17 protein-coding genes are annotated in these 17,513 nt (G+C 70.3%); 7 read left to right on the forward strand and 10 right to left on the reverse strand.

Going from position 1 to position 17,513, the window contains the following annotated elements; all coding sequences use genetic code 11:
- The first annotated feature begins 86 nt into the window (after positions 1 to 86).
- Genes KZC57_RS08075 through KZC57_RS08085 form a run of 3 tightly spaced genes read left to right on the forward strand, consistent with a single transcriptional unit; the run spans position 87 to position 1,533 of the window.
- Complete coding sequence (locus KZC57_RS08075; RefSeq protein WP_025105418.1) at positions 87 to 623, forward strand: MarR family winged helix-turn-helix transcriptional regulator; 537 nt, start codon at positions 87 to 89, stop codon at positions 621 to 623.
- On the forward strand, positions 623 to 1,093 hold the full coding sequence (locus KZC57_RS08080) for an SRPBCC family protein (protein ID WP_217584584.1): 471 nt from the start codon (positions 623 to 625) through the stop codon (positions 1,091 to 1,093). Before KZC57_RS08075 ends, KZC57_RS08080 begins: the two co-directional genes overlap by 1 nt.
- The gene (locus KZC57_RS08085; RefSeq protein WP_217584585.1) at positions 1,090 to 1,533 is read left to right on the forward strand and encodes a YdeI/OmpD-associated family protein; all 444 of its coding nucleotides are present in this window, start codon (positions 1,090 to 1,092) and stop codon (positions 1,531 to 1,533) included. The genes KZC57_RS08080 and KZC57_RS08085 overlap by 4 nt, the downstream gene beginning before the upstream one ends.
- A 92-nt stretch (positions 1,534 to 1,625) precedes the next feature.
- Here the strand turns inward: KZC57_RS08085 and KZC57_RS08090 are convergent, their stop codons facing one another.
- The 4 genes from KZC57_RS08090 to KZC57_RS08105 form a co-directional block, all read right to left on the reverse strand.
- The gene (locus tag KZC57_RS08090) at positions 1,626 to 2,402 is read right to left on the reverse strand and encodes an enoyl-CoA hydratase-related protein (protein ID WP_247641448.1); all 777 of its coding nucleotides are present in this window, start codon (positions 2,400 to 2,402) and stop codon (positions 1,626 to 1,628) included.
- 102 nt (positions 2,403 to 2,504) lie between these two features.
- Positions 2,505 to 3,383, reverse strand: a complete 879-nt coding sequence (mmsB, locus tag KZC57_RS08095; protein WP_247641449.1) for a 3-hydroxyisobutyrate dehydrogenase — start codon at positions 3,381 to 3,383, stop codon at positions 2,505 to 2,507.
- Positions 3,380 to 4,561, reverse strand: coding sequence for an acyl-CoA dehydrogenase family protein (locus KZC57_RS08100; protein ID WP_247641450.1), 1,182 nt, complete (start codon positions 4,559 to 4,561; stop codon positions 3,380 to 3,382). The genes mmsB and KZC57_RS08100 overlap by 4 nt, the downstream gene beginning before the upstream one ends.
- Before the next feature lie 9 nt (positions 4,562 to 4,570).
- A complete protein-coding gene (locus KZC57_RS08105; protein WP_247641451.1) occupies positions 4,571 to 6,070 on the reverse strand; it encodes a CoA-acylating methylmalonate-semialdehyde dehydrogenase in 1,500 nt (499 codons plus the stop codon).
- Between the two features lie 392 nt (positions 6,071 to 6,462).
- On the opposite strand from KZC57_RS08105, the gene KZC57_RS08110 reads away from it, so the two are divergent.
- Both KZC57_RS08110 and KZC57_RS08115 read left to right on the forward strand, forming a co-directional pair.
- The gene (locus tag KZC57_RS08110; protein ID WP_060922539.1) at positions 6,463 to 7,437 is read left to right on the forward strand and encodes a hypothetical protein; all 975 of its coding nucleotides are present in this window, start codon (positions 6,463 to 6,465) and stop codon (positions 7,435 to 7,437) included.
- Positions 7,438 to 7,591: 154 nt separating this feature from the next.
- Positions 7,592 to 8,194: an antibiotic biosynthesis monooxygenase gene (locus KZC57_RS08115; protein ID WP_247641452.1), complete on the forward strand. Its 603-nt coding sequence runs from the start codon at positions 7,592 to 7,594 to the stop codon at positions 8,192 to 8,194.
- A gap of 13 nt (positions 8,195 to 8,207) precedes the next feature.
- On the opposite strand, the gene KZC57_RS08120 is transcribed toward KZC57_RS08115, so the two are convergent.
- The 6 genes from KZC57_RS08120 to KZC57_RS08145 form a co-directional block, all read right to left on the reverse strand.
- Positions 8,208 to 9,695 carry an MFS transporter gene (locus KZC57_RS08120; protein ID WP_144881985.1) on the reverse strand — a complete coding sequence of 496 codons (1,488 nt, stop codon included), beginning with the start codon at positions 9,693 to 9,695 and terminating at the stop codon, positions 8,208 to 8,210.
- Positions 9,696 to 9,866: 171 nt separating this feature from the next.
- The gene (locus KZC57_RS08125; RefSeq protein ID WP_247641453.1) at positions 9,867 to 11,000 is read right to left on the reverse strand and encodes a bifunctional 2-methylcitrate synthase/citrate synthase; all 1,134 of its coding nucleotides are present in this window, start codon (positions 10,998 to 11,000) and stop codon (positions 9,867 to 9,869) included.
- A 77-nt stretch (positions 11,001 to 11,077) separates the two neighbouring features.
- Positions 11,078 to 11,986: a methylisocitrate lyase gene (gene prpB / locus KZC57_RS08130; protein ID WP_247641454.1), complete on the reverse strand. Its 909-nt coding sequence runs from the start codon at positions 11,984 to 11,986 to the stop codon at positions 11,078 to 11,080.
- Positions 11,987 to 12,104: 118 nt separating this feature from the next.
- A complete protein-coding gene (locus KZC57_RS08135; RefSeq protein ID WP_144881981.1) occupies positions 12,105 to 13,631 on the reverse strand; it encodes an MmgE/PrpD family protein in 1,527 nt (508 codons plus the stop codon).
- Positions 13,628 to 14,293 (reverse strand): GntR family transcriptional regulator, encoded by a 666-nt coding sequence (locus KZC57_RS08140; RefSeq protein WP_025105405.1) that lies wholly within the window; start codon positions 14,291 to 14,293, stop codon positions 13,628 to 13,630. The genes KZC57_RS08135 and KZC57_RS08140 overlap by 4 nt, the downstream gene beginning before the upstream one ends.
- A gap of 194 nt (positions 14,294 to 14,487) precedes the next feature.
- Entirely contained in the window at positions 14,488 to 15,432 is a 945-nt protein-coding gene (locus KZC57_RS08145) for a DMT family transporter (RefSeq protein WP_186326373.1), read from the reverse strand.
- A gap of 38 nt (positions 15,433 to 15,470) precedes the next feature.
- On the opposite strand from KZC57_RS08145, the gene KZC57_RS08150 reads away from it, so the two are divergent.
- Both KZC57_RS08150 and KZC57_RS08155 read left to right on the forward strand, forming a co-directional pair.
- Entirely contained in the window at positions 15,471 to 16,007 is a 537-nt protein-coding gene (locus KZC57_RS08150) for a CGNR zinc finger domain-containing protein (protein WP_105950498.1), read from the forward strand.
- A 140-nt stretch (positions 16,008 to 16,147) separates the two neighbouring features.
- The gene (locus KZC57_RS08155; RefSeq protein WP_060922545.1) at positions 16,148 to 17,416 is read left to right on the forward strand and encodes an ABC transporter substrate-binding protein; all 1,269 of its coding nucleotides are present in this window, start codon (positions 16,148 to 16,150) and stop codon (positions 17,414 to 17,416) included.
- Positions 17,417 to 17,513 lie beyond the last annotated feature (97 nt).

Genomic DNA, 17,513 nt, shown 5'->3' on the forward strand with positions numbered 1-17,513 from the left:
GGCCGCCAATGTATACATAGTCGACAGTCGGGCCCCGCGGCTCGCCGCTGACAGCCGGGGGCGGACTCCCCCGGTACCGTAGAGACGTGGTCCGACCCCGCCCGCTTCCCGTCGACCCGCTCGCCGAGGCGAAGCGGCAGTGGATCGCGCACGGCTGGACCGAGGCCGCGGACGGCATGACGGTGGTCACCTCGGTGATGCGCGCCCAGCAGCTCCTCCTGGCCCGCGTCGACGCGGCCCTCAAGCCCTTCGCCCTGAGCTTCGCCCGCTACGAGGTCCTCCGGCTGCTCGCCTTCAGCCGCGCCGGACGCCTGCCGTTGTCGAGTGTCGTCGCGCGCCTGCAGGTCCACGCCACCACCATCACCAGCACGGCCGAGCGCCTCGTGCGCGACGGCCTCGTCGTCCGCGAACCGCACCCGCACGACGGACGCGCGGCGATGCTCGCCCTCACCGACGACGGCCGCGATCTCGTCGAGCGCGCCACGACCGCGCTCAACGCCGACGTCTTCGCCGACCCCGGCATGAGCGAGGCCGACGCCGCCGAGCTCGTCGCCATCGTCGCCCGCCTGCGTCGCGACGCCGGCGACTTCATCGATCCGCGCCCCCTCCCCGAACCGCTCTGATGCCCCGGTTCGTGCTCGAGACCGTGATCGCGGCATCGCGCGCTGTCGTCTTCGCCGCGGCACTGGACCCGGAACTGCATCTGCAGTCGATGGCGCGTTACGACGAGACGATGATCGAGGAGCCCGCGGGCGGCGCGTTCACCGAGGGGTCCACGGTCACCTGGCGCGCGCGGCACTTCGGCATCCCTTTCCGCCTGCGCTCCGTGGTGTTCGACATCGACGCGCCGCATCGGTTCACGGACCGACAGATCGCCGGGCCGTTCCGCGAGCTCCGGCACGAGCATGTGTTCGAGGAGCACCCGCGCGGCACCCTCATGCGCGACACGATCGTGTTCCGGTCGCCCTTCGGGCCCCTCGGCCGCGTCGTCGACGCCGTCGTGCTCGGCCGGTACATGGAGCGGCTCATCGCCGAACGCAACTCCGCTCTGGTCGCCGCGATCGAGGACGGCGGGCGTACTCTTCCTGCATGAGCGAACTGCGCGTGCACACCGTCCTCGCCGGTCGCGGCCCCGCCGCGGCGATCCTCCTCACCGACGAGCAGGTGGCGTCTTTCGGCGCCGGCAAGGCCTTCCCGGTCGCGGTCACGATCGGCGGGCGCACTGCTCGCCTGCGCCTGGCCCGCATGGGCGGCGAGAACATGATCGGTCTCAGCAAGGCCGCCCGCGCGGACCTCGGGGTCGAGATCGACCAGGAGGTCGACGCCGTGATCCGGCTCGACACCGCCGAACGCGCGGTCGAGGTGCCGCCGGCGCTGGCCGGCGCCCTCGACGCCGATCCGGCCGTGCGCGCGGCGTTCGACGCCCTCTCCCCGTCGGCGCGCAAGGAGCACGCCAGGGCGGTCGCCGAGGCCAAGCAGGAGGCGACGCGCGAGCGCCGGATCGCGAAGATCGTGGAGTCCCTGCGCGGCTGATCGTTCACAACTCAGGAGAACTGCGGCCCACAACCGCGCGCAACCACCGAACGGCGATTCCGCGACCGATTCTCCTGAGTTGTGAACCGCGGTCAGCGGTTCTGGAAGTCCGGCGTGCGCTTCTCGCGGAAGGCCGCCATCCCCTCCTTCTGGTCGTGCGTGTCGAACAGCGCCGCGAACGCCTGCTTTTCGTGGGCGAGGCCGGCGGACAGCGTCGTCTCCATCGCCGCATCGAGCGCGGCCTTGGCGGCGTAGACCGACGGCAGCGACTTCGACGCGATCGTCTCGGCCAGCGTCGTCGCCTCGGCCAGGAGGTCCGCCGCGGGTACGACGCGGGACACGAGTCCGGAGCGCTCCGCCTCCTCGGCGCCCATGAAGCGGCCGGACAGCACGAGCTCCGCCGCCTTGTAGTACCCCACCGCGCGGATGAGCCGCTGGGTGCCGCCCATGCCGGGGATCACGCCGAGGTTGATCTCGGGCTGTCCGAACTTCGCGGTGTCCGCGGCGAGGATGATGTCGCACATCATCGCCAGCTCGCAGCCGCCGCCGAGCGCGAACCCGGAGACCGCCGCGATGACCGGCGTGCGCACGGCCGCGAAGTCGTGCCAGACGCCGAAGTGGTCGGTCTCGAGCATCTCCGCCGCGGACATCCCCTCCATCTCCTTGATGTCGGCGCCGGCCGCGAAGGCCTTCTCGGAGCCGGTCACGACGATGGCCCCGACGCCGTAATCCGCATCGAAGGCCTGCGCGGCCGCGGTGACCTCCTCGGCGAGCCGGCTGTTCAGCGCGTTGAGCGCCTCCGGACGGTGGAGGGTGATCCAGCCCACCCGTCCGCGCTGCTCCACCAGGATCGTCTCGTACTCGGTCATCGCTCCCGCCTTCCTGTCGTCATCCACCCTCTCCTTCGAATCGCCCGATTTGCTGCATTTCGGCCGGATTCGCGACCATTCAGGCGATTCGAAAGCCGGAGGTCAGCCACGGATGTCCGTGATGATGCCGGAGAAGTCGCGGGCCGCGCCCTCGCCGGCGGCGTAGGCGGCATACAGCTCCTGCGCCAGACGACCCATCCGGGCGTCCGTCGAGGTCTGCTCGATGGCCTGCAGCGCGAGACCGAGGTCCTTCGCCATGAGGGCCCCCGCGAACCCCGGCTGGTAGTCCCGGTTCGCGGGGCTCGTGGGCACCGGACCGGGGACGGGGCAGTTCGTGGTGAGCGCCCAGCACTGCCCGGACGCCTGGGACACCACGTCGAACAGGGCCTGATGCTCCAGCCCCAACCGCTCGCCCAGCACGAAGGCCTCGGCGACGGCGATCTGCGATACCGCGAGCACCATGTTGTTGCAGACCTTCGCCGCTTGACCGAGTCCCGGTCCGCCGCAGTGCACGATGCGCTTCCCCATGATCTCCAGCAGCGGCAGCGCCGCCGCGAAGTCGTCGTCGGAACCCCCGACCATGAACGCGAGGGTCCCCGCCTCCGCCCCGACCACGCCGCCGGAGACCGGAGCATCGATGTGCCGGTGGCCCGCGGCGAGCGCGAGCGCATGGGCGGCCCGCGCCTCGTCCACGGCGATGGTCGACGACTCGATGAACAGCGTCCCGGGGCGCGCGGCCGCCAGCAGCTCCGTGCGGTAGGCCTCGATGACGTGCTTCCCCGCCGGGAACATCGTCACCACGACCTCCGCGTCCGCCACCGCCTCCGCGCCGCTGGCCGCCACGGGGATCGCGGCCGCCCGCGCCGCCTCGATGGCCGCGGGCACGAGGTCGAAGCCGTGCACCTCGTGTCCGCCGGCGACGAGGTTCTTCGCCATCGGCAGCCCCATGTGCCCGAGCCCGAGGAAGGCGACGCGGGTCATGATGCGCTCCGCATCGACGTCGACCCCGCGGGTCGCAGCATCTCCCGGCCGACGATCAGGCGCATGATCTCGTTCGTCCCCTCGAGGATCTGGTGCACGCGGAGGTCGCGGACGATCTTCTCGATGCCGTAGTCCTGCAGGTAGCCGTAGCCGCCGTGCAGCTGGAGGGCGCGGTTGGCCACCTCGAAGCCGGCGTCGGTCGCGAAGCGCTTGGCCATCGCGCAGCGCATCGTCGCGTCCGGCGCCTTCTCGTCCACCGCCTCCGCGCCGTCGCGCACCATCAGCCTCGCGGCCTGCAGGTCGGTGCGCATGTCGGCGATCGCGAAGAGGATCGACTGCTTCTCCGCCAGCGGCTCCCCGAACGCGACGCGCTCGTGCACGTACTGCACGGCCTTGTCGAGCGCGGCCTGCGCTCCCCCGAGCGAGCACGCCGCGATGTTGAGGCGTCCGCCGTTGAGCGCCGACATTGCGATCGCGAAGCCGCGCCCCTCGTCCCCGAGCATCGCGGACGCCGGCACCCGCACGCCGTCCATGATCACGGGGCGGGTGGGCTGCGCGTGCCACCCCATCTTCTTCTCCGGGGCGCCGAAGCTCAGGTTCTCCGCGTCACCGGGGACGAGGAAGGCGCTGATGCCCCGGGCTCCCGGCTCGCCGGTCCGCGCCATGACGACGTACACCGCGGCCTCACCGGCTCCGGAGATGAACTGCTTCACGCCGGTCAGCACGTACTCGTCGCCCTCGCGGACGGCGCTGGTCGCGATGTTCGCCGCGTCGGATCCGGCTCCCGGCTCCGTGAGGCAGTAGCCGCCGAACTCCTGCATGGCGGTCAGCGACGGCAGCCAGCGCGACCGCTGCTCGTCGTCGCCGTAGGTGTCGATCATCCACACCACCATGTTGTGGATGGAGATGTAGGCGGCCACGGCGGGGTCGGCCTTGGCGAGCTCCTCGAAGATGGCGACGGTGTCGACGCGGGTGAGGCCGGTGCCGCCGAACTCCTCGCTCACGTAGATCCCGCCGAGGCCGAGCTCGCCGCCGCGCTGCAGCGACTCCCGCGGGAACAGGTGCTTCTCGTCGCGTTCCGCGGCGAACGGGGCGAGCTCCGCATCGGCGAACTCTCGCACGGCGTCGAGGATCGCCTCGCGCTCCTCGTCGGTGGTGGTGACGGTGGTCATGGTCATCGCGTGTCCTTAGTGCATCGTGGGGATGACGAAGCTCGCGCCCTCGCGGATCCCCGACGGCCAGCGGCTCGTCACGGTCTTGGTCTTCGTGTAGAAGCGGAAGGCGTCGGCGCCGTGCTGGTTGAGGTCGCCGAAGCCGCTGCGCTTCCAGCCGCCGAACGTGTAGTAGGCGATCGGTACCGGGATGGGCACGTTCACGCCCACCATCCCGACCTCCACGCGAGCGGCGAAATCGCGGGCGGCGTCACCGTCGCGCGTGAAGATGGCGACCCCGTTGCCGTACTCGTGCTCGGAGGCCATGCGCAGCGCCTCCTCGTAGTCGGCGGCGCGGGCGATCACGAGCACCGGGCCGAAGATCTCCTCGCGGTAGATCGCCATGTCGGTCGTCACGTGATCGAACAGGGTCGGTCCGAGGTAGAAGCCCTCCTCGTGCCCGTCGACCGTGAAGCCGCGGCCGTCGGCGAGCAGCGTCGCGCCCTCGTCGATCCCCTGCTGGATGTAGCCCTCGACCCGCTCGACGGCTGCCCGCGTGACCAGGGGTCCGTAGTCGACGTCCGCCGCGAGGGAAGGGCCGACCCGCAGCTGAGCGACGCGTTCGGTGAGCTTGGCGGCGAGGGCGTCCGCGGTCTCCTCGCCGACCGGCACGGCGACGGAGATGGCCATGCACCGCTCCCCCGCGGAGCCGTAGCCGGCGCCGATGAGGGCGTCGACGGCCTGGTCGAGATCCGCGTCCGGCATCACGATCATGTGGTTCTTCGCGCCGCCGAAGCACTGCGCGCGCTTGCCGTGGGCGGCCGCGGTGGCGTAGATGTACTCGGCGATGGGCGTGGAGCCGACGAAGCCGACCGCGCGGATCCGGTCGTCGGTGAGCAGCGTGTCCACCGCCTCCTTGTCGCCGTGCACCACGTTGAGGACGCCGGCCGGCAGTCCCGCTTCCAGGAACAGCTCGGCGAGGCGCACCGGCACCGAGGGGTCGCGCTCGCTGGGCTTGAGCACCACGGCGTTGCCGGCGGCGAGCGCGGGCCCGGCCTTCCACAGGGGGATCATGGCGGGGAAGTTGAAGGGCGTGATCGCCGCGACGACCCCGAGCGGCTGCCGCATCGAGTACACGTCGATGCCCGCCCCGGCACCGGTGGAGTACTCGCCCTTGAGCAGGTGCGGGGCTCCGGCGGAGAACTCGATGACCTCGAGACCCCGCTGGATGTCACCCTTGGCGTCGTCGACGGTCTTGCCGTGCTCGCTCGCGAGGAGTTCCGCGAGCGAGGTCATCTCCTGCTGCACGAGGTCGAGGAACCGCAGGAGGACGCGGGCGCGCTTCTGCGGGTTGGTCGCCGCCCACGCGACCTGCGCCTCTTCGGCGTTCGCGATCACGCGGCGCACCTCCTCCGCGGACGCGAGCGGCACCCGGGCCTGCACGGCTCCGGTGCTTGGGTCGAAGACGTCGGCGAAGCGTCCGTCTTCCGGGGTGACATGCGTTCCGCCCACGAAGTGCGGGATAGTACGGGTCATTGTGCGACATCCCTCCGTGCCCTCTTTGGCACATCGGCGAGTTTACTCCGACGACCGTGAAAATACGAGGACGTCCTTGCATTTTGCGGCGCCCCGCGTGCGGATGCCGCCGTCGCCCGTTCTCCGGCCGTTCACCCGCCGGACATCCGGGCCGATTACAACTGCAGATGCACGGCACAGACTCAGACCGGATCGGGTAGTCGCGTCTCCCGTGCACACGGTGAGCACTCTCGCTCCCGAGACCCCCGCCGAATCGGGTCGGCGGGGGTCTTCTCCTTCTTCGAATCGCTTGCTTTGCTCCATTTCGGCCGGGGATAGAGCACAGTGCGCGATTCGAAGCGGGGCTGTGGAGACCGATCCCGTCGCGGCCGCCGGGGTGGGAGCGTGGGGGCATGGGACGACGACAGCAGCTTCCGGCCCGCTTCGGGGTGGACTTCGCGGTACGGACGGCGCGACTGCACGGCGTGAGCCGCGGTCGGCTGCGCGGATCCGACCTCGAGGCTCCGTTCCACGGCGTCCGCGTGCACCCGCGAGCGGACCCCTCGATCGACATCGCCGACCCGTACGAACGTCAGCGACGAGCGCGGGTGGCACGAGCCCAGTCCTACGCGCCGATCTTGCACACCGGACACTTCTTCAGTCACGAGACCGCCGCATCGATCTGGGGAGGTCCGCTACCGCTCGCCTTCGACGACCGCGGGAGCGTCGCGACGGCGGACGACCTCGCCCTCCATGTCAGCGCGTCCGGCGGGATCCCGTTCCCCCGCGCCCGCGGCGTGACCGGACACCGCACGCTGTCCAGCCTCACCTCGATCCGTTATCGGGACGGCCTCCGGGTGACCTCCCCCGCCGCGACCTGGGTCTCCCTCGGCACGCTGCCGCTCGTGGACCTGGTGGCGCTCGGCGACTACTTCTGCCGACACTGGAGGCCGGGGGTCGGACGGCCGGATGTCACGAGGCAGCCCTGGGCGACGATCGATGAGCTGCGGGAGATGCTGGCGGCTGGGCGGAGACGCGGGGCGGCACGGTTGCGGGAGGCGGTCGAGCTCGTGCGGGAGGACTCCTGGTCGCCGCGGGAGAGCCGGATGCGGTGCCTCCTCGTGGCAGCCGGAATCCCGGAACCGCAGCTCAACGTGGACGTGTTCGACGACCGGGGTCGCTTCCTCGCCTGCGTCGACATGGTCTGGGAGGCCGAACGCGTCGCGGCGGAGTATCACGGCATGATGCACGGCGCGCAGTGGGCACGGGATGTCGAGCGGGTCGCGGCGCTCCGGGCTGCCGGGTGGACGGTGATCGAGGTCACCGCACCTCTCCTCCACAGACCCGAGGAGCTGATCCGCCGTGTGGCGTCGGCGCTGGGGCGATGACCCCGCGTTCGAGTCGCGCGAATGACGGCATCCGGCCCGGATTCACAGCCAATCGCGCGACTCGAACGGGAACTAGAATCGACCAGGCGCCGCGACCCTGGCGCCGCCACCCCGCGTCCGCACCCCGACGCCGCTCACCCCCGAGGACCGCACCATGTCCGCATCCGCCCCTGTGTCCGAACCCGTCACCGTCTCCATCCGCCGCGAGGTCGACCCGGAGCGCATCACCGAGGCCACCGCGTGGGTGCAGACCGGGGTGAACCTCGCGACGAAGTACCCGGGATTCCTCGGCTCCGGCTGGGTCCGTGCCGGCGAGGACTCCCAGGTCTGGCACATGCTCTACCGCTTCGCGAGCGAGGACGCGCTCACCGCGTGGGAGCAGTCCGGGGAACGCGCGTGGTGGCTGTCGATGGGCCAGGGCTTCGTCCGCAGCGAGCGGTCCAAGCGCCGCTCCGGCATCGAGGGCTGGTTCGACGAGCCGTCCACGGGCTCCATCCCCGTCGTCGACCCGGACGGCACGACCAGCACCGTGACCGTCGCCCCCGCGCCGCCGCGGTGGAAGCAGGCCGTCTCGATCTGGCTCGGCTTCTTCCCCGTGAACCTCGCGTTCACCTACGCCATGAGCCCGGTGCCGGGATGGGACGCCGTGCCGCTGTGGCTCCGGGTGCTCGTCACCACCCTCGTGCTCACGCCGATCATGACGTACTGGGTGCTGCCGTTCGTCACGCGCTCCCTGCGGAACTGGCTCGCCCGCTAGCGGAACCGCCTTCTCAGGAGCCGGACTCCGCGCCCGGGGTGACGCCCTTCTTCGCCGGTTCCACGAGCGAAAGCGGATCGGCGATGTCCTCCAGCGACTTCCCGGCGGCGCTGACGCCGAAGACACCGCACACGACACCGCCGAACATCATGATCGCCGCACCGAGCACGTAGCCCCAGAAAAGCGGACCACGGTCGCCGGACTCCGCGCTCGCACCGATCAGTGCACCGTAGAGCACCGGGGCGATGGCGCCGACGAGCTGCCCGATCGAGAAGACGTACGAGATCACCTGGCTGCGCAGCTCGAGTGGGAAGATCTCGCTCACCGTCAGATACGCGGCGGAGGCGCCGGCTGAGGCGAAGAAGAACGACGCACACCAGAACGCCGTGTGCGTGCCCGCGTTCAGCACGCCCGCGTTGAAGAGGAAGGCGCTGACAAGCAGGATCAGTCCCGCGAGCACATAGGTGCCGAACAGCATCCGCCGACGACCCCACGTGTCGAAGAAGTGGCCGAGGATGAGGGCGCCGGCGAGGTTGCCCACCGCGAAGACGATGAAGTACTGCGACGCGGACGCCGGCGGGGTGTCGTAGAAGTTCTCCAGCACGAGCGCGTACGTGAAGAAGATCGCGTTGTAGAGGAAGGACTGCGTGACCATCATCGTGATGCCGACGAGCGTGCGCCGCGGGTACTTCTTGAACAGCACCTTCGCGATCACGAGGAACGGGACGCTGCCGTACTCCTTGACCGTGATGGCCTTGCTCTCGTCGACGGGCTCGATCGTCTTGCCCTCCTTGCGGATGCGCTCCTCGATCTCGTCGACGTTGCGTTCCGCCTCCTCCTCGCGGCCGTGCGTCATCTGCCAGCGCGGGCTCTCCGGGATGTGCCGCCGCAGCCAGATGATGAGGAGGCCGAGGATCGGGCCGACGAAGAAGCTCAGCCGCCAGCCGATGTCGGCGGGCAGGATGTCGGTGTTGAGGAAGAACATGTTGGCCACGGCACCGAGCGCCGCACCACCCCAGTAGGTGCCGTTGATGGCGATGTCGACACGGCCGCGGTACTTCGCGGGGATGATCTCGTCGATGGCCGAGTTGATGGCCGCGTACTCGCCGCCGATGCCCGCCCCGGCGACGAAGCGCCAGATGTAGAAGAACCACGGGGCGAACGCGAGACCGGCGACGGCCGACCCGACGAGGTACACCCCGAGGGAGAGCAGGAAGAGGTTCTTGCGGCCGAGACGGTCGGCGAGACGGCCGAACACGAGGGCGCCGAAAACCTGTCCGAGCAGGTAGCAGGTGCCGGCGAGGCCGACCTCGGCCGGGCCCATCCCCAGCGTCTGCGCGTAGCCGTTAGCCGCGACGATCTGCACCTCGAGGCCGTCGAGGATCCAGGAGAACCCGAGTCCGACGACGATCATCCAGTGGAAGCGCGACCAGGGGAGCCGGTCCATGCGCGCGGGGACGAGCGACCGGACCTCCTTGACGGTGACGTCGGACGCGGACATGGGGCCTCCTTCTCGCGGGACACGCTGTCGTCCCGGATCCGGTTTACTCCTCCCGGAAATCCGCCGCATCCGCTTGACCCCGGGCCGTCGGCACGCTACTGCTCCGAATCGCGCGAATGGCTCCATCCCGCGGTGAGATGGAGCCATTCAGGCGATTCGAACGGAACGGAGTCAGCCGGCCACGTGCCGCTCGTCGGGGCCGTCGTAGTGCGACAACGGGCGGATCAGGGCGTTCGCGCCGGCCTGCTCGATGACGTGGGCCGTCCACCCCGTCACCCGCGCCGCGACGAACAGCGGCGTGAAGGTGAGCGTGTCGAAGCCGATGAGGCTGTACGCGGGGCCGGACGGGTAGTCGAGGTTCGGGTGGATGCCCTTGCGCTCGACGAACTGTGACTCCAGCGCGTTGTACAGCTCGGCGACGTCCTCGCGGCCGTAGTGCGCGACGAGGGTGTCGAGCGCGGCCTTCATGGTCGGCACGCGTGAGTCGCCGTTCTTGTAGACGCGGTGTCCGAAGCCCATGATCTTGCGCTTCTCCGCGAGGGCCTTGTCGAGCCAGGCCTCGACGTCGTCCGCCGAACCGATCTCCTTGAAGATGTGCAGCACGGCCTCATTCGCCCCGCCGTGCAGCGGGCCCTTGAGCGCGCCGATGGCCCCGACCACAGCCGAGTAGATGTCGCTGAGGGTCGAGGTGATGACCCGGGCGGTGAAGGTCGAGGCGTTGAAGGAGTGCTCGGCGTAGAGGATCATCGACCGGTTGAACGCGTCGACCACGACCGGGTCGGCCTCCTCCCCGAAGGTCATCCAGAGGAAGTTCGCCGAGTAGTCGAGGTCGTCGCGCGGAGCGATGAGCTCCTGGCCGCGACGGCGACGCTGGCCGTAGGCGACGATGGCCGGCAGCGCGGCGAACAGGCGGATACTGCGCGCCAGGTTCTGCTCGGGGCTGCCACCGGCGTCGAGCACGGAACCGCCGGCCTCGGGGTCCGATGCGCCGATCAGGCTCACGGCCGTGCGCACCTCGTCCATCGGGTGCGCCTCGAGGGGCACGAGGTCGATGGCGGCCTTCACGTTGTCGGCCAGGGCGCGGTGCTTCCGCTCCTCCAGCCGGAACGCGGCGAGCTCGTCGCTCGTCGGCAGCTCGCCGTTCCACAGCAGGTACGCCACGGCCTCGAAGGACTGCGTGTCTGCGAGCTCCTGCACCGGATAGCCGCGGTAGAGCAGGCTGTTCGTCTCGGGGTTGACCTTCGAGATCGCCGTCGTGTCGACGACGACCCCCGCGAGGCCCTTCTTGATGTCCGGCTCGGTCATGGTCACTCCTTCGTGTACTTCGACTCGTCGCTGCGCTCCTCGCTCAGCAACCGCGTCGTGTGTCCGCTTCGCTGCGCTCAGCGACCGGTGTTGTCGAGTGTGAAGTTGAAGACGCCGGAGTCGAAACGGTTGTACGACTCGTAGTCGATCAGCTCGTAGAGGTCGGCGCGGTGCTGCATCTCCCCGAGCTTCGAGGTCAGGTGCCCCTCGTCGTTCAGCGTATCGAGCGCACGGCCCGCCGCCCCCATCGCGATCCGCAGCAGCGACACCGGCCAGATGACCATGCGCACCCCGGCGTCGCGGAGGCTATCGACGGAGAACAGCTCGCTCTTGCCGAACTCGGTCATGTTCGCGAGGATCGGCACGTCCAGCGCCGCGGCCATGGCCTCGAACTCGCCGATCGTGCGCATCGCCTCCGGGAAGATCGCGTCCGCTCCCGCGTCGACGAGCGCCTTGGCCCGGTCGATCGCCGCATCCAGCCCCTCGATCGCCCGGATGTCGGTACGCGCCATGATCAGGAAGTTCTCGTCGCGGCGGGCGTCGGCGGCGGCGCGGATGCGCTTGATCGCGGTGTCCTCGTCGACCACGGCCTTGCCGTCCAGGTGTCCGCAGCGCTTCGGGTTGATCTGGTCCTCAATGTGCGTTCCCGCGAGACCGGCGTCCTCGAGCTCCTGGATCGTCCGCGCGACGTTCATCGGCTCGCCGAAGCCGGTGTCGGCGTCGACGATCGCGGGGAGGTCGGTCATGCGGGCGATCTGCTTCGCCCGCCCGGCGACCTCGGTCAGCGTGGTCAGCCCGATGTCCGGCAGACCGAGGTCGGCGGAGAGCACGGCGCCCGAGATGTAGACCCCCTCGAACCCCTTCTGCTCGATCAGTCTGGCGCTCAGGGGGTTGAACGCGCCGGGGAAGCGCAGCAGCTCCCCGGAGGCGAGCCGTTCCCGGAACAGGCGCCGCTTCTCGGCCGGCGTCGTGGTGGAGTACAGCATCAGTTGCTCCCCTTCGATCGGTGTTCACAAATCAGGAGACCGGCGGGGGAGAGAGCCGTGTAGGCGGTCGGCCGACGCGTTCCGCGCCGATTCTCCTGAGTTATGAACGGCGTGGGCATCAGAACAGACCGGCGGGCGCCGCGGCGTCGTCGAGCAGACCGGGCTTCGCGACGATCGAGAGCTCGGCGACCTCGGCGGCCGTGAGCTCGGGCAGGCGCTGCACGAGCTCCAGGAACCGCTCGATCTCGGCGGGCTCGAGCACGGGCTCCGCGAGCAGGCGGAACTTGGCGATGTAGTTCTCCCGCGCGAACGGGCGCGCGCCGAGGGGGTGGGCGTCGGCGACGGCGATCTCGTCGACCACGGTCGAGCCGTCGGTGAGGCGGATCTCGACGCGACCGCCGAAGGCCTTCTCGTCCGGGTCCTCCGAGTGGTAGCGGCGGGTCCATTCCGCGTCCTCGGCCGTGGTGATCTTGTGCCACAGCGCGACGGTGTCGGGGCGGCCTGCGCGCTCCGGCGTGTAGGAGTCGACGTGGTGCCAGCCGCCGTCCTGCAGCGCCACCGCGAAGATGTACGGGATGGAGTGGTCGAGGGTCTCGCGGGAGGCCGTCGGGTCGTACTTCTGCGGGTCGTTCGCTCCCGAGCCGATTACATAGTGCGTGTGGTGGCTGGTGTGCAGCACGATCGAGGCGATGTTCGCGGGGTCGCGGAGGGCCGGGTTCGCGGTGCCGAGCTTGCGGGCGAGGTCGATCCACGCCTGCGCCTGGTATTCCGCGGAGTGCTCCTTCGTGTACGAGTCGAGGATCGCGCGCTTGGCCTCCCCGGCAGCGGGCAGCGGCACCTCGTAGGCCGCGTCCTTGCCGTCGAGCATCCACGCGATCACGCCGTCCTCGCCTTCGTAGATCGGCGCGGGGCTCGTCTGTCCGCGCATCGCCCGGTCGACGGCCTCGACGGCCATCTTCCCGGCGAAGGCCGGGGCGTGCGCCTTCCAGGTGGAGATCTCGCCCTTGCGGCTCTGGCGCGTGGCGGTCGTGGTGTGCAGCGCCTGACCGACCGCCTGGTAGATCGTCTCGACATCGAGGCCGAGGAGGGTGCCGATGCCTGCGGCGGCGGACGGGCCGAGGTGCGCGACGTGGTCGATCTTGTGCTTGTGCAGGCAGATCGCGCGCACGAGGTCCATCTGGATCTCGTAGCCGGTGGCGATGCCGCGCACGAGCGCGCGGCCGTCCTTGCCGGTGTGCTGCGCGACAGCGAGGATCGGCGGGATGTTGTCGCCCGGGTGCGAGTACTCGGCGGCGAGGAACGTGTCGTGGTAGTCGAGCTCGCGCACGGCCACGCCGTTCGCCCAGGCCGCCCACTCCGGGCTGGTGCGGCGGTCGAGGGGTGTTCCGAACAGGTTGGCGCCGACCCCACCCGTCGAGACGGGGTGACTGAACGCCTGCGCGCGGGCGGCGACGATCGGCGCACGGGTGAGGGAGGCCGCGGCGACGGACGCGTTGTCGATGATGCGGTTGATGATCATGTCGACGACGGGCTGCTCGACCTCGACCTGGTCGACTGCGACCTCGGCGATCTTCCACGCGAGCTGATCCTCGCGGACGAGGTTCTCGGAGCTGGCGTGCACGCGGACGTGGTGGGTGACGGTCATGAGTGTCCTTCGCTGTCAGGGAGGGAGTCGAGGATGCCGGTGAGCGCGTTATGCAGGTGCACGTGCGTGGCATGGGCGGCGAGGTCGCCGTCGCGGGCGGCGAGGGCCTCGGCGATGGTGCGGTGCTCGGCCGCGGAGGCGGCGAGCCGGGCGGGCTTGTCCCGCGCCATGCGCCGCACGCGGACGAGGTGGGTGCGGACCGTGCGCAGCGCCGCAGCGATGTAGTCGTTGGCGACGGCGTCGTCGAGGGCCGCATCGAATCGCGCGATCAGGGCGTAGTAGGCATCGCGGCCCTCCGCCCTGGTGAGGTCCACGTGGGCGAACTCCGCGGCCAGCGCGGCGAACCGGTCGGCGTCACCCCGGACGGCCGCCAGTCGGGCGGAGGTCTCCTCCAGCGCGCGACGGATCTCGAACAGGGACCGGATGTCGTCGGCGTCGAGGTCGGCGACCACGGTCACGCGGGGCGACTGCTGCACCACCAGGCCGTCGGCGGCCAGGCGGCGCAGCGCCTCTCGCAGCGGGGTCCGGCTCACGCCGAGGCGCTCGGCCTGCTCCACCTCGCCGAGCACGTACCCGGCCGGCAGCTCCCCGGACTGGATGCCGTCGAGGAGCGCCGCATAGGCGCGATCGCCCATGGACGTGCGCTCGACGGGAAGAACCATTCCGTCAGTGTATACATAAACCTCCCCAGCTGGTCCGCTTCTCGGGCGCGGGCGGTCGATTCGTATACATAATCTCCGTCCACCCGCCCCGCACTCGGGCACAGCTTCGGAGAGCGCCGGGGACACGCCGTACGGCGGCGCCGGGGGCCGGCGTGTCGGCTCCGATCTCCGAAGTCGTGCCCGCGGGACGCCGCTCAGGGGGCGGGGCGGGGCTCGCCGAGCTTCACGACGACCACGCCGGCGAGCACGAGCACGCCCCCGAGGGCCTGCAGCGGGCCGGGGAGCTGCCCAAGTAGGAGCCAGCCGAAGAGCAGGGCCGCCACGACCTCGGCGAGCGCGACGAACGAGGCCAGCCGGGAGCCGAGCATCCGCGTCGAGACGATGCCGAGCACGTACGCGAGGGCCGTGGCGATCACGCCGATCGCGAGGACCGGCACGAACCACGGCACCGCGCCGAACCGGTAGTCGACGTCGGCCGTCGTCCACGCGAACGGCAGCACGCCGACGAGCGCGGCGAGGCTCAGACCCACGGCACCGAGCAGCAGCCCACTGCCCGCGAGGGCGATCGGCGGGATCCCGGTGTCGGCCCTGGCAGACAGCACGAAGTAGCTCGCGGCCCCCACCATCGCCCCGAGTGCCCAGAGGACACCGACGACATCCACCTGCGCCCCGGCGACGATGTCGAGCATGAGGACGAGCCCGACGAAGGCGATGCCGGCACCGAGGACGCTGCGCCGCGTGGGACGCTCGCCCCGGCGCAGCCAGAGCCAGAGGAGCACGGCGACCGGGGCGGTGTACTCGATGAGCAGCGCGATCCCGACGTCCATCAACGCCACGGCCTGGAAGTAGCAGAGCTGGGTGGCGGCGACGGCGAGGAGGCCGTAGGCAGCGACCATCCCCGCGTTCTGCCCGAGGGCACGCCACCGCCCGCGGAGCGCGAGGACCGTGGGGACGAGCAGCACGAGCGCCGCGACCCAGACCCGCACCGTGACGGCAGCGCCCGGCGTCCATCCCGCGTCGATGAGTCCACGTGCCCACGCCCCGGAGGAGCCGAACGCGAAGGCGGCGGCGACAGCGAGCGGCAGGCCGAGGCGCACCCCGGTCCGGGTGCGCGGAGTGTCATCAGCCACGGTGCTCATGAGGGATGACGCTACGCCCGCCGGAGTAAGCTGTCAACATGGTCTTCACCGATGACACAGAGGATGCGCTGCGCGCGGCGGTCTGGCTCGCGAACTCGGCGGAAGACCCGGACACCCTGGTCGACATCGACGACGAGAAGGCCTTCCTTCGGGTGTTCCCGTACACGGGACGGGTCGACGGGGACACGGTGGAGCTCGACGACCTCCGCGCTCTGCGGTCGCGCCTCCGCGCCATGCTGCTCGCTCCGCGCGACGAGATGGCCGCACACGTCAACGCCGCTCTCGCCGAGGTGCGCCTGACCCCGCGGCTCGTGCGCCACGACGAGCTGGACTGGCACCTGCACGGCCTCGCCGACGAACGCCCGCTCGCCGAACGGGTGCTCGTGGAGACCGCGATGGCCCTGATCGACGTCATCCGCACGGACGAGGGCTCTCGCCTCACCGTCTGTGCGGACGGGACATGCCAGGCGATCGCCCTCGACCTCTCCCGCAACCGCTCCAAGCGCTACTGCTCGACGAGCTGCGCCAACCGCAACGCCGTCGCGGCGTACCGCGCCCGCCGCGCCGCCGGCTGACCCCGCTGCGCGCCCCGCTCGGAGACCGCAGACCGGAAAGCGGTCCGAGCGGAATCGATGCTGCCCGCTCTTCACAAACGATTATCGATTAGTGTAATGTCGCGAGCGGCCCTCCCTCATGCATCAGGAAAGGATCAACGATGATCAAGGCCCGAGTCCTCCCCCTCGTCGGCATCGCGGCGGTATCCGCCCTCGCCATCGCCGGCTGCTCGACCACCGCCGGCGACGACGGCGGCGATGCCGGTGGCGACGTCACCGTCCGCATGCTCGTGAACGTCACCCCGAACCTGACCGAGGAGTTCTGGAACGACCTCGTCGCGCCGTTCGAGGACGCCAACCCGAACATCGACGTCGTCATCCAGAACCCGGGTGCGGAGGGCGTCGAAGCCGCCGTGCCGCGCCTGCTGGCCGCCGGCGACGCTCCCGACGTCGTGCAGTCCATCGCCCCCACCACCAAGCTCGCTCCCGAGCTCGTCGACCTCTCGCAGTACGAGTGGGCGTCGTCCGGTCCGCTCGCCGACCAGTACTCGATCGACGGCAAGAACTACATGGCCGGCATCGGCGTGCAGTTGCAGAGCCTCTTCTTCTACAACAAGACCGCGTTCGAGGAGGCGGGGATCACGGAGGTGCCGACCACGGTCGACGAGCTCACCGAAGCCCTCGGCAAGCTCAAGGACGCCGGGTGGACGCCCGTCCAGACCGGTGGCGACTGGATGACGAGCCACACCCTGCAGGCGCTCGGGCTGCCGACCATCATCGCCGAGGACCCGGAGTGGTTCCAGGACATCTCGGCGGGCGACGTCACCTTCAGCGAGACCTACGGCGATGCGGTCGAGACCTACGCGGACTGGGTGTCCGAGGGCTACATCCCGGGCGACGCGCTGGGCATCAAGTACCCGGACGCCGAGCAGGCCTTCCTCTCGGGCAAGACCGCGGTGTACTCGATGGGAAGCTGGTTCGCCGGCACCCAGGCGAAGGCCGCCGACTCCGCGGACATCGGCGTCTTCCGCGCCCCCGCCATGAGCGCCGACGAGCAGCCCGCGATGGGCGCCAACATCGCCAGCCCGTACTCGATCCTCAAGGCGAGCAAGAACCAGGACGCGGCGGCGAAGCTCATCGAGTTCCTCACCACCGACCAGACCGCGGTGAGCGACCAGCTCGCGGTCGACGGCAACTTCCGCGATGGCTACGAGTACGACATGACGCCGCTCGGCGAGGAGCTGCTGCAGATCGTGGCCGACACCCCGGCTGAGGCCTACACGCCCACCGGTGGCGGCTACGGCGAGCGCACGCTCCCCGACGGCTACTCGGGCGAGATCAACACCCAGACCCAGGCCCTGCTCGGCGGCGCACCCGCCGACCAGGTGCTGCAGGCCATGGACGACTGGTTCGCCGCCAACGCCGGTTGACCCTCGCGGCGCCCGGGACGCGACATCCGTCCCGGGCGCCGTCCCGGCGCTGCCCCAGCGCCTCCCCCTGAACGCGCCACCGAGAACGAGAGTGCCG

Origin of the sequence: Microbacterium sp. KSW4-4, assembly GCF_023091185.1 — a bacterium.
GTDB classification, from domain to species: Bacteria; Actinomycetota; Actinomycetes; order Actinomycetales; family Microbacteriaceae; genus Microbacterium; species Microbacterium paraoxydans.

Excerpts from the sequence above, each read along its gene's own strand:
- KZC57_RS08080 (WP_217584584.1), top strand. The coding sequence starts at position 623 with ATGCCCCGGTTCGTGCTCGAGACCGTGATCGCGGCATCGCGCGCTGTC.
- KZC57_RS08085 (WP_217584585.1), top strand. The coding sequence starts at position 1,090 with ATGAGCGAACTGCGCGTGCACACCGTCCTCGCCGGTCGCGGCCCCGCC.
- KZC57_RS08090 (WP_247641448.1), bottom strand. The coding sequence starts at position 2,402 with ATGACCGAGTACGAGACGATCCTGGTGGAGCAGCGCGGACGGGTGGGC.
- mmsB (WP_247641449.1), bottom strand. The coding sequence starts at position 3,383 with ATGACCCGCGTCGCCTTCCTCGGGCTCGGGCACATGGGGCTGCCGATG.
- KZC57_RS08100 (WP_247641450.1), bottom strand. The coding sequence starts at position 4,561 with ATGACCATGACCACCGTCACCACCACCGACGAGGAGCGCGAGGCGATC.
- KZC57_RS08105 (WP_247641451.1), bottom strand. The coding sequence starts at position 6,070 with ATGACCCGTACTATCCCGCACTTCGTGGGCGGAACGCATGTCACCCCG.
- KZC57_RS08110 (WP_060922539.1), top strand. The coding sequence starts at position 6,463 with ATGGGACGACGACAGCAGCTTCCGGCCCGCTTCGGGGTGGACTTCGCG.
- KZC57_RS08115 (WP_247641452.1), top strand. The coding sequence starts at position 7,592 with ATGTCCGCATCCGCCCCTGTGTCCGAACCCGTCACCGTCTCCATCCGC.
- KZC57_RS08120 (WP_144881985.1), bottom strand. The coding sequence starts at position 9,695 with ATGTCCGCGTCCGACGTCACCGTCAAGGAGGTCCGGTCGCTCGTCCCC.
- KZC57_RS08125 (WP_247641453.1), bottom strand. The coding sequence starts at position 11,000 with ATGACCGAGCCGGACATCAAGAAGGGCCTCGCGGGGGTCGTCGTCGAC.
- prpB (WP_247641454.1), bottom strand. The coding sequence starts at position 11,986 with ATGCTGTACTCCACCACGACGCCGGCCGAGAAGCGGCGCCTGTTCCGG.
- KZC57_RS08135 (WP_144881981.1), bottom strand. The coding sequence starts at position 13,631 with ATGACCGTCACCCACCACGTCCGCGTGCACGCCAGCTCCGAGAACCTC.
- KZC57_RS08140 (WP_025105405.1), bottom strand. The coding sequence starts at position 14,293 with ATGGTTCTTCCCGTCGAGCGCACGTCCATGGGCGATCGCGCCTATGCG.
- KZC57_RS08145 (WP_186326373.1), bottom strand. The coding sequence starts at position 15,432 with ATGAGCACCGTGGCTGATGACACTCCGCGCACCCGGACCGGGGTGCGC.
- KZC57_RS08150 (WP_105950498.1), top strand. The coding sequence starts at position 15,471 with ATGGTCTTCACCGATGACACAGAGGATGCGCTGCGCGCGGCGGTCTGG.
- KZC57_RS08155 (WP_060922545.1), top strand. The coding sequence starts at position 16,148 with ATGATCAAGGCCCGAGTCCTCCCCCTCGTCGGCATCGCGGCGGTATCC.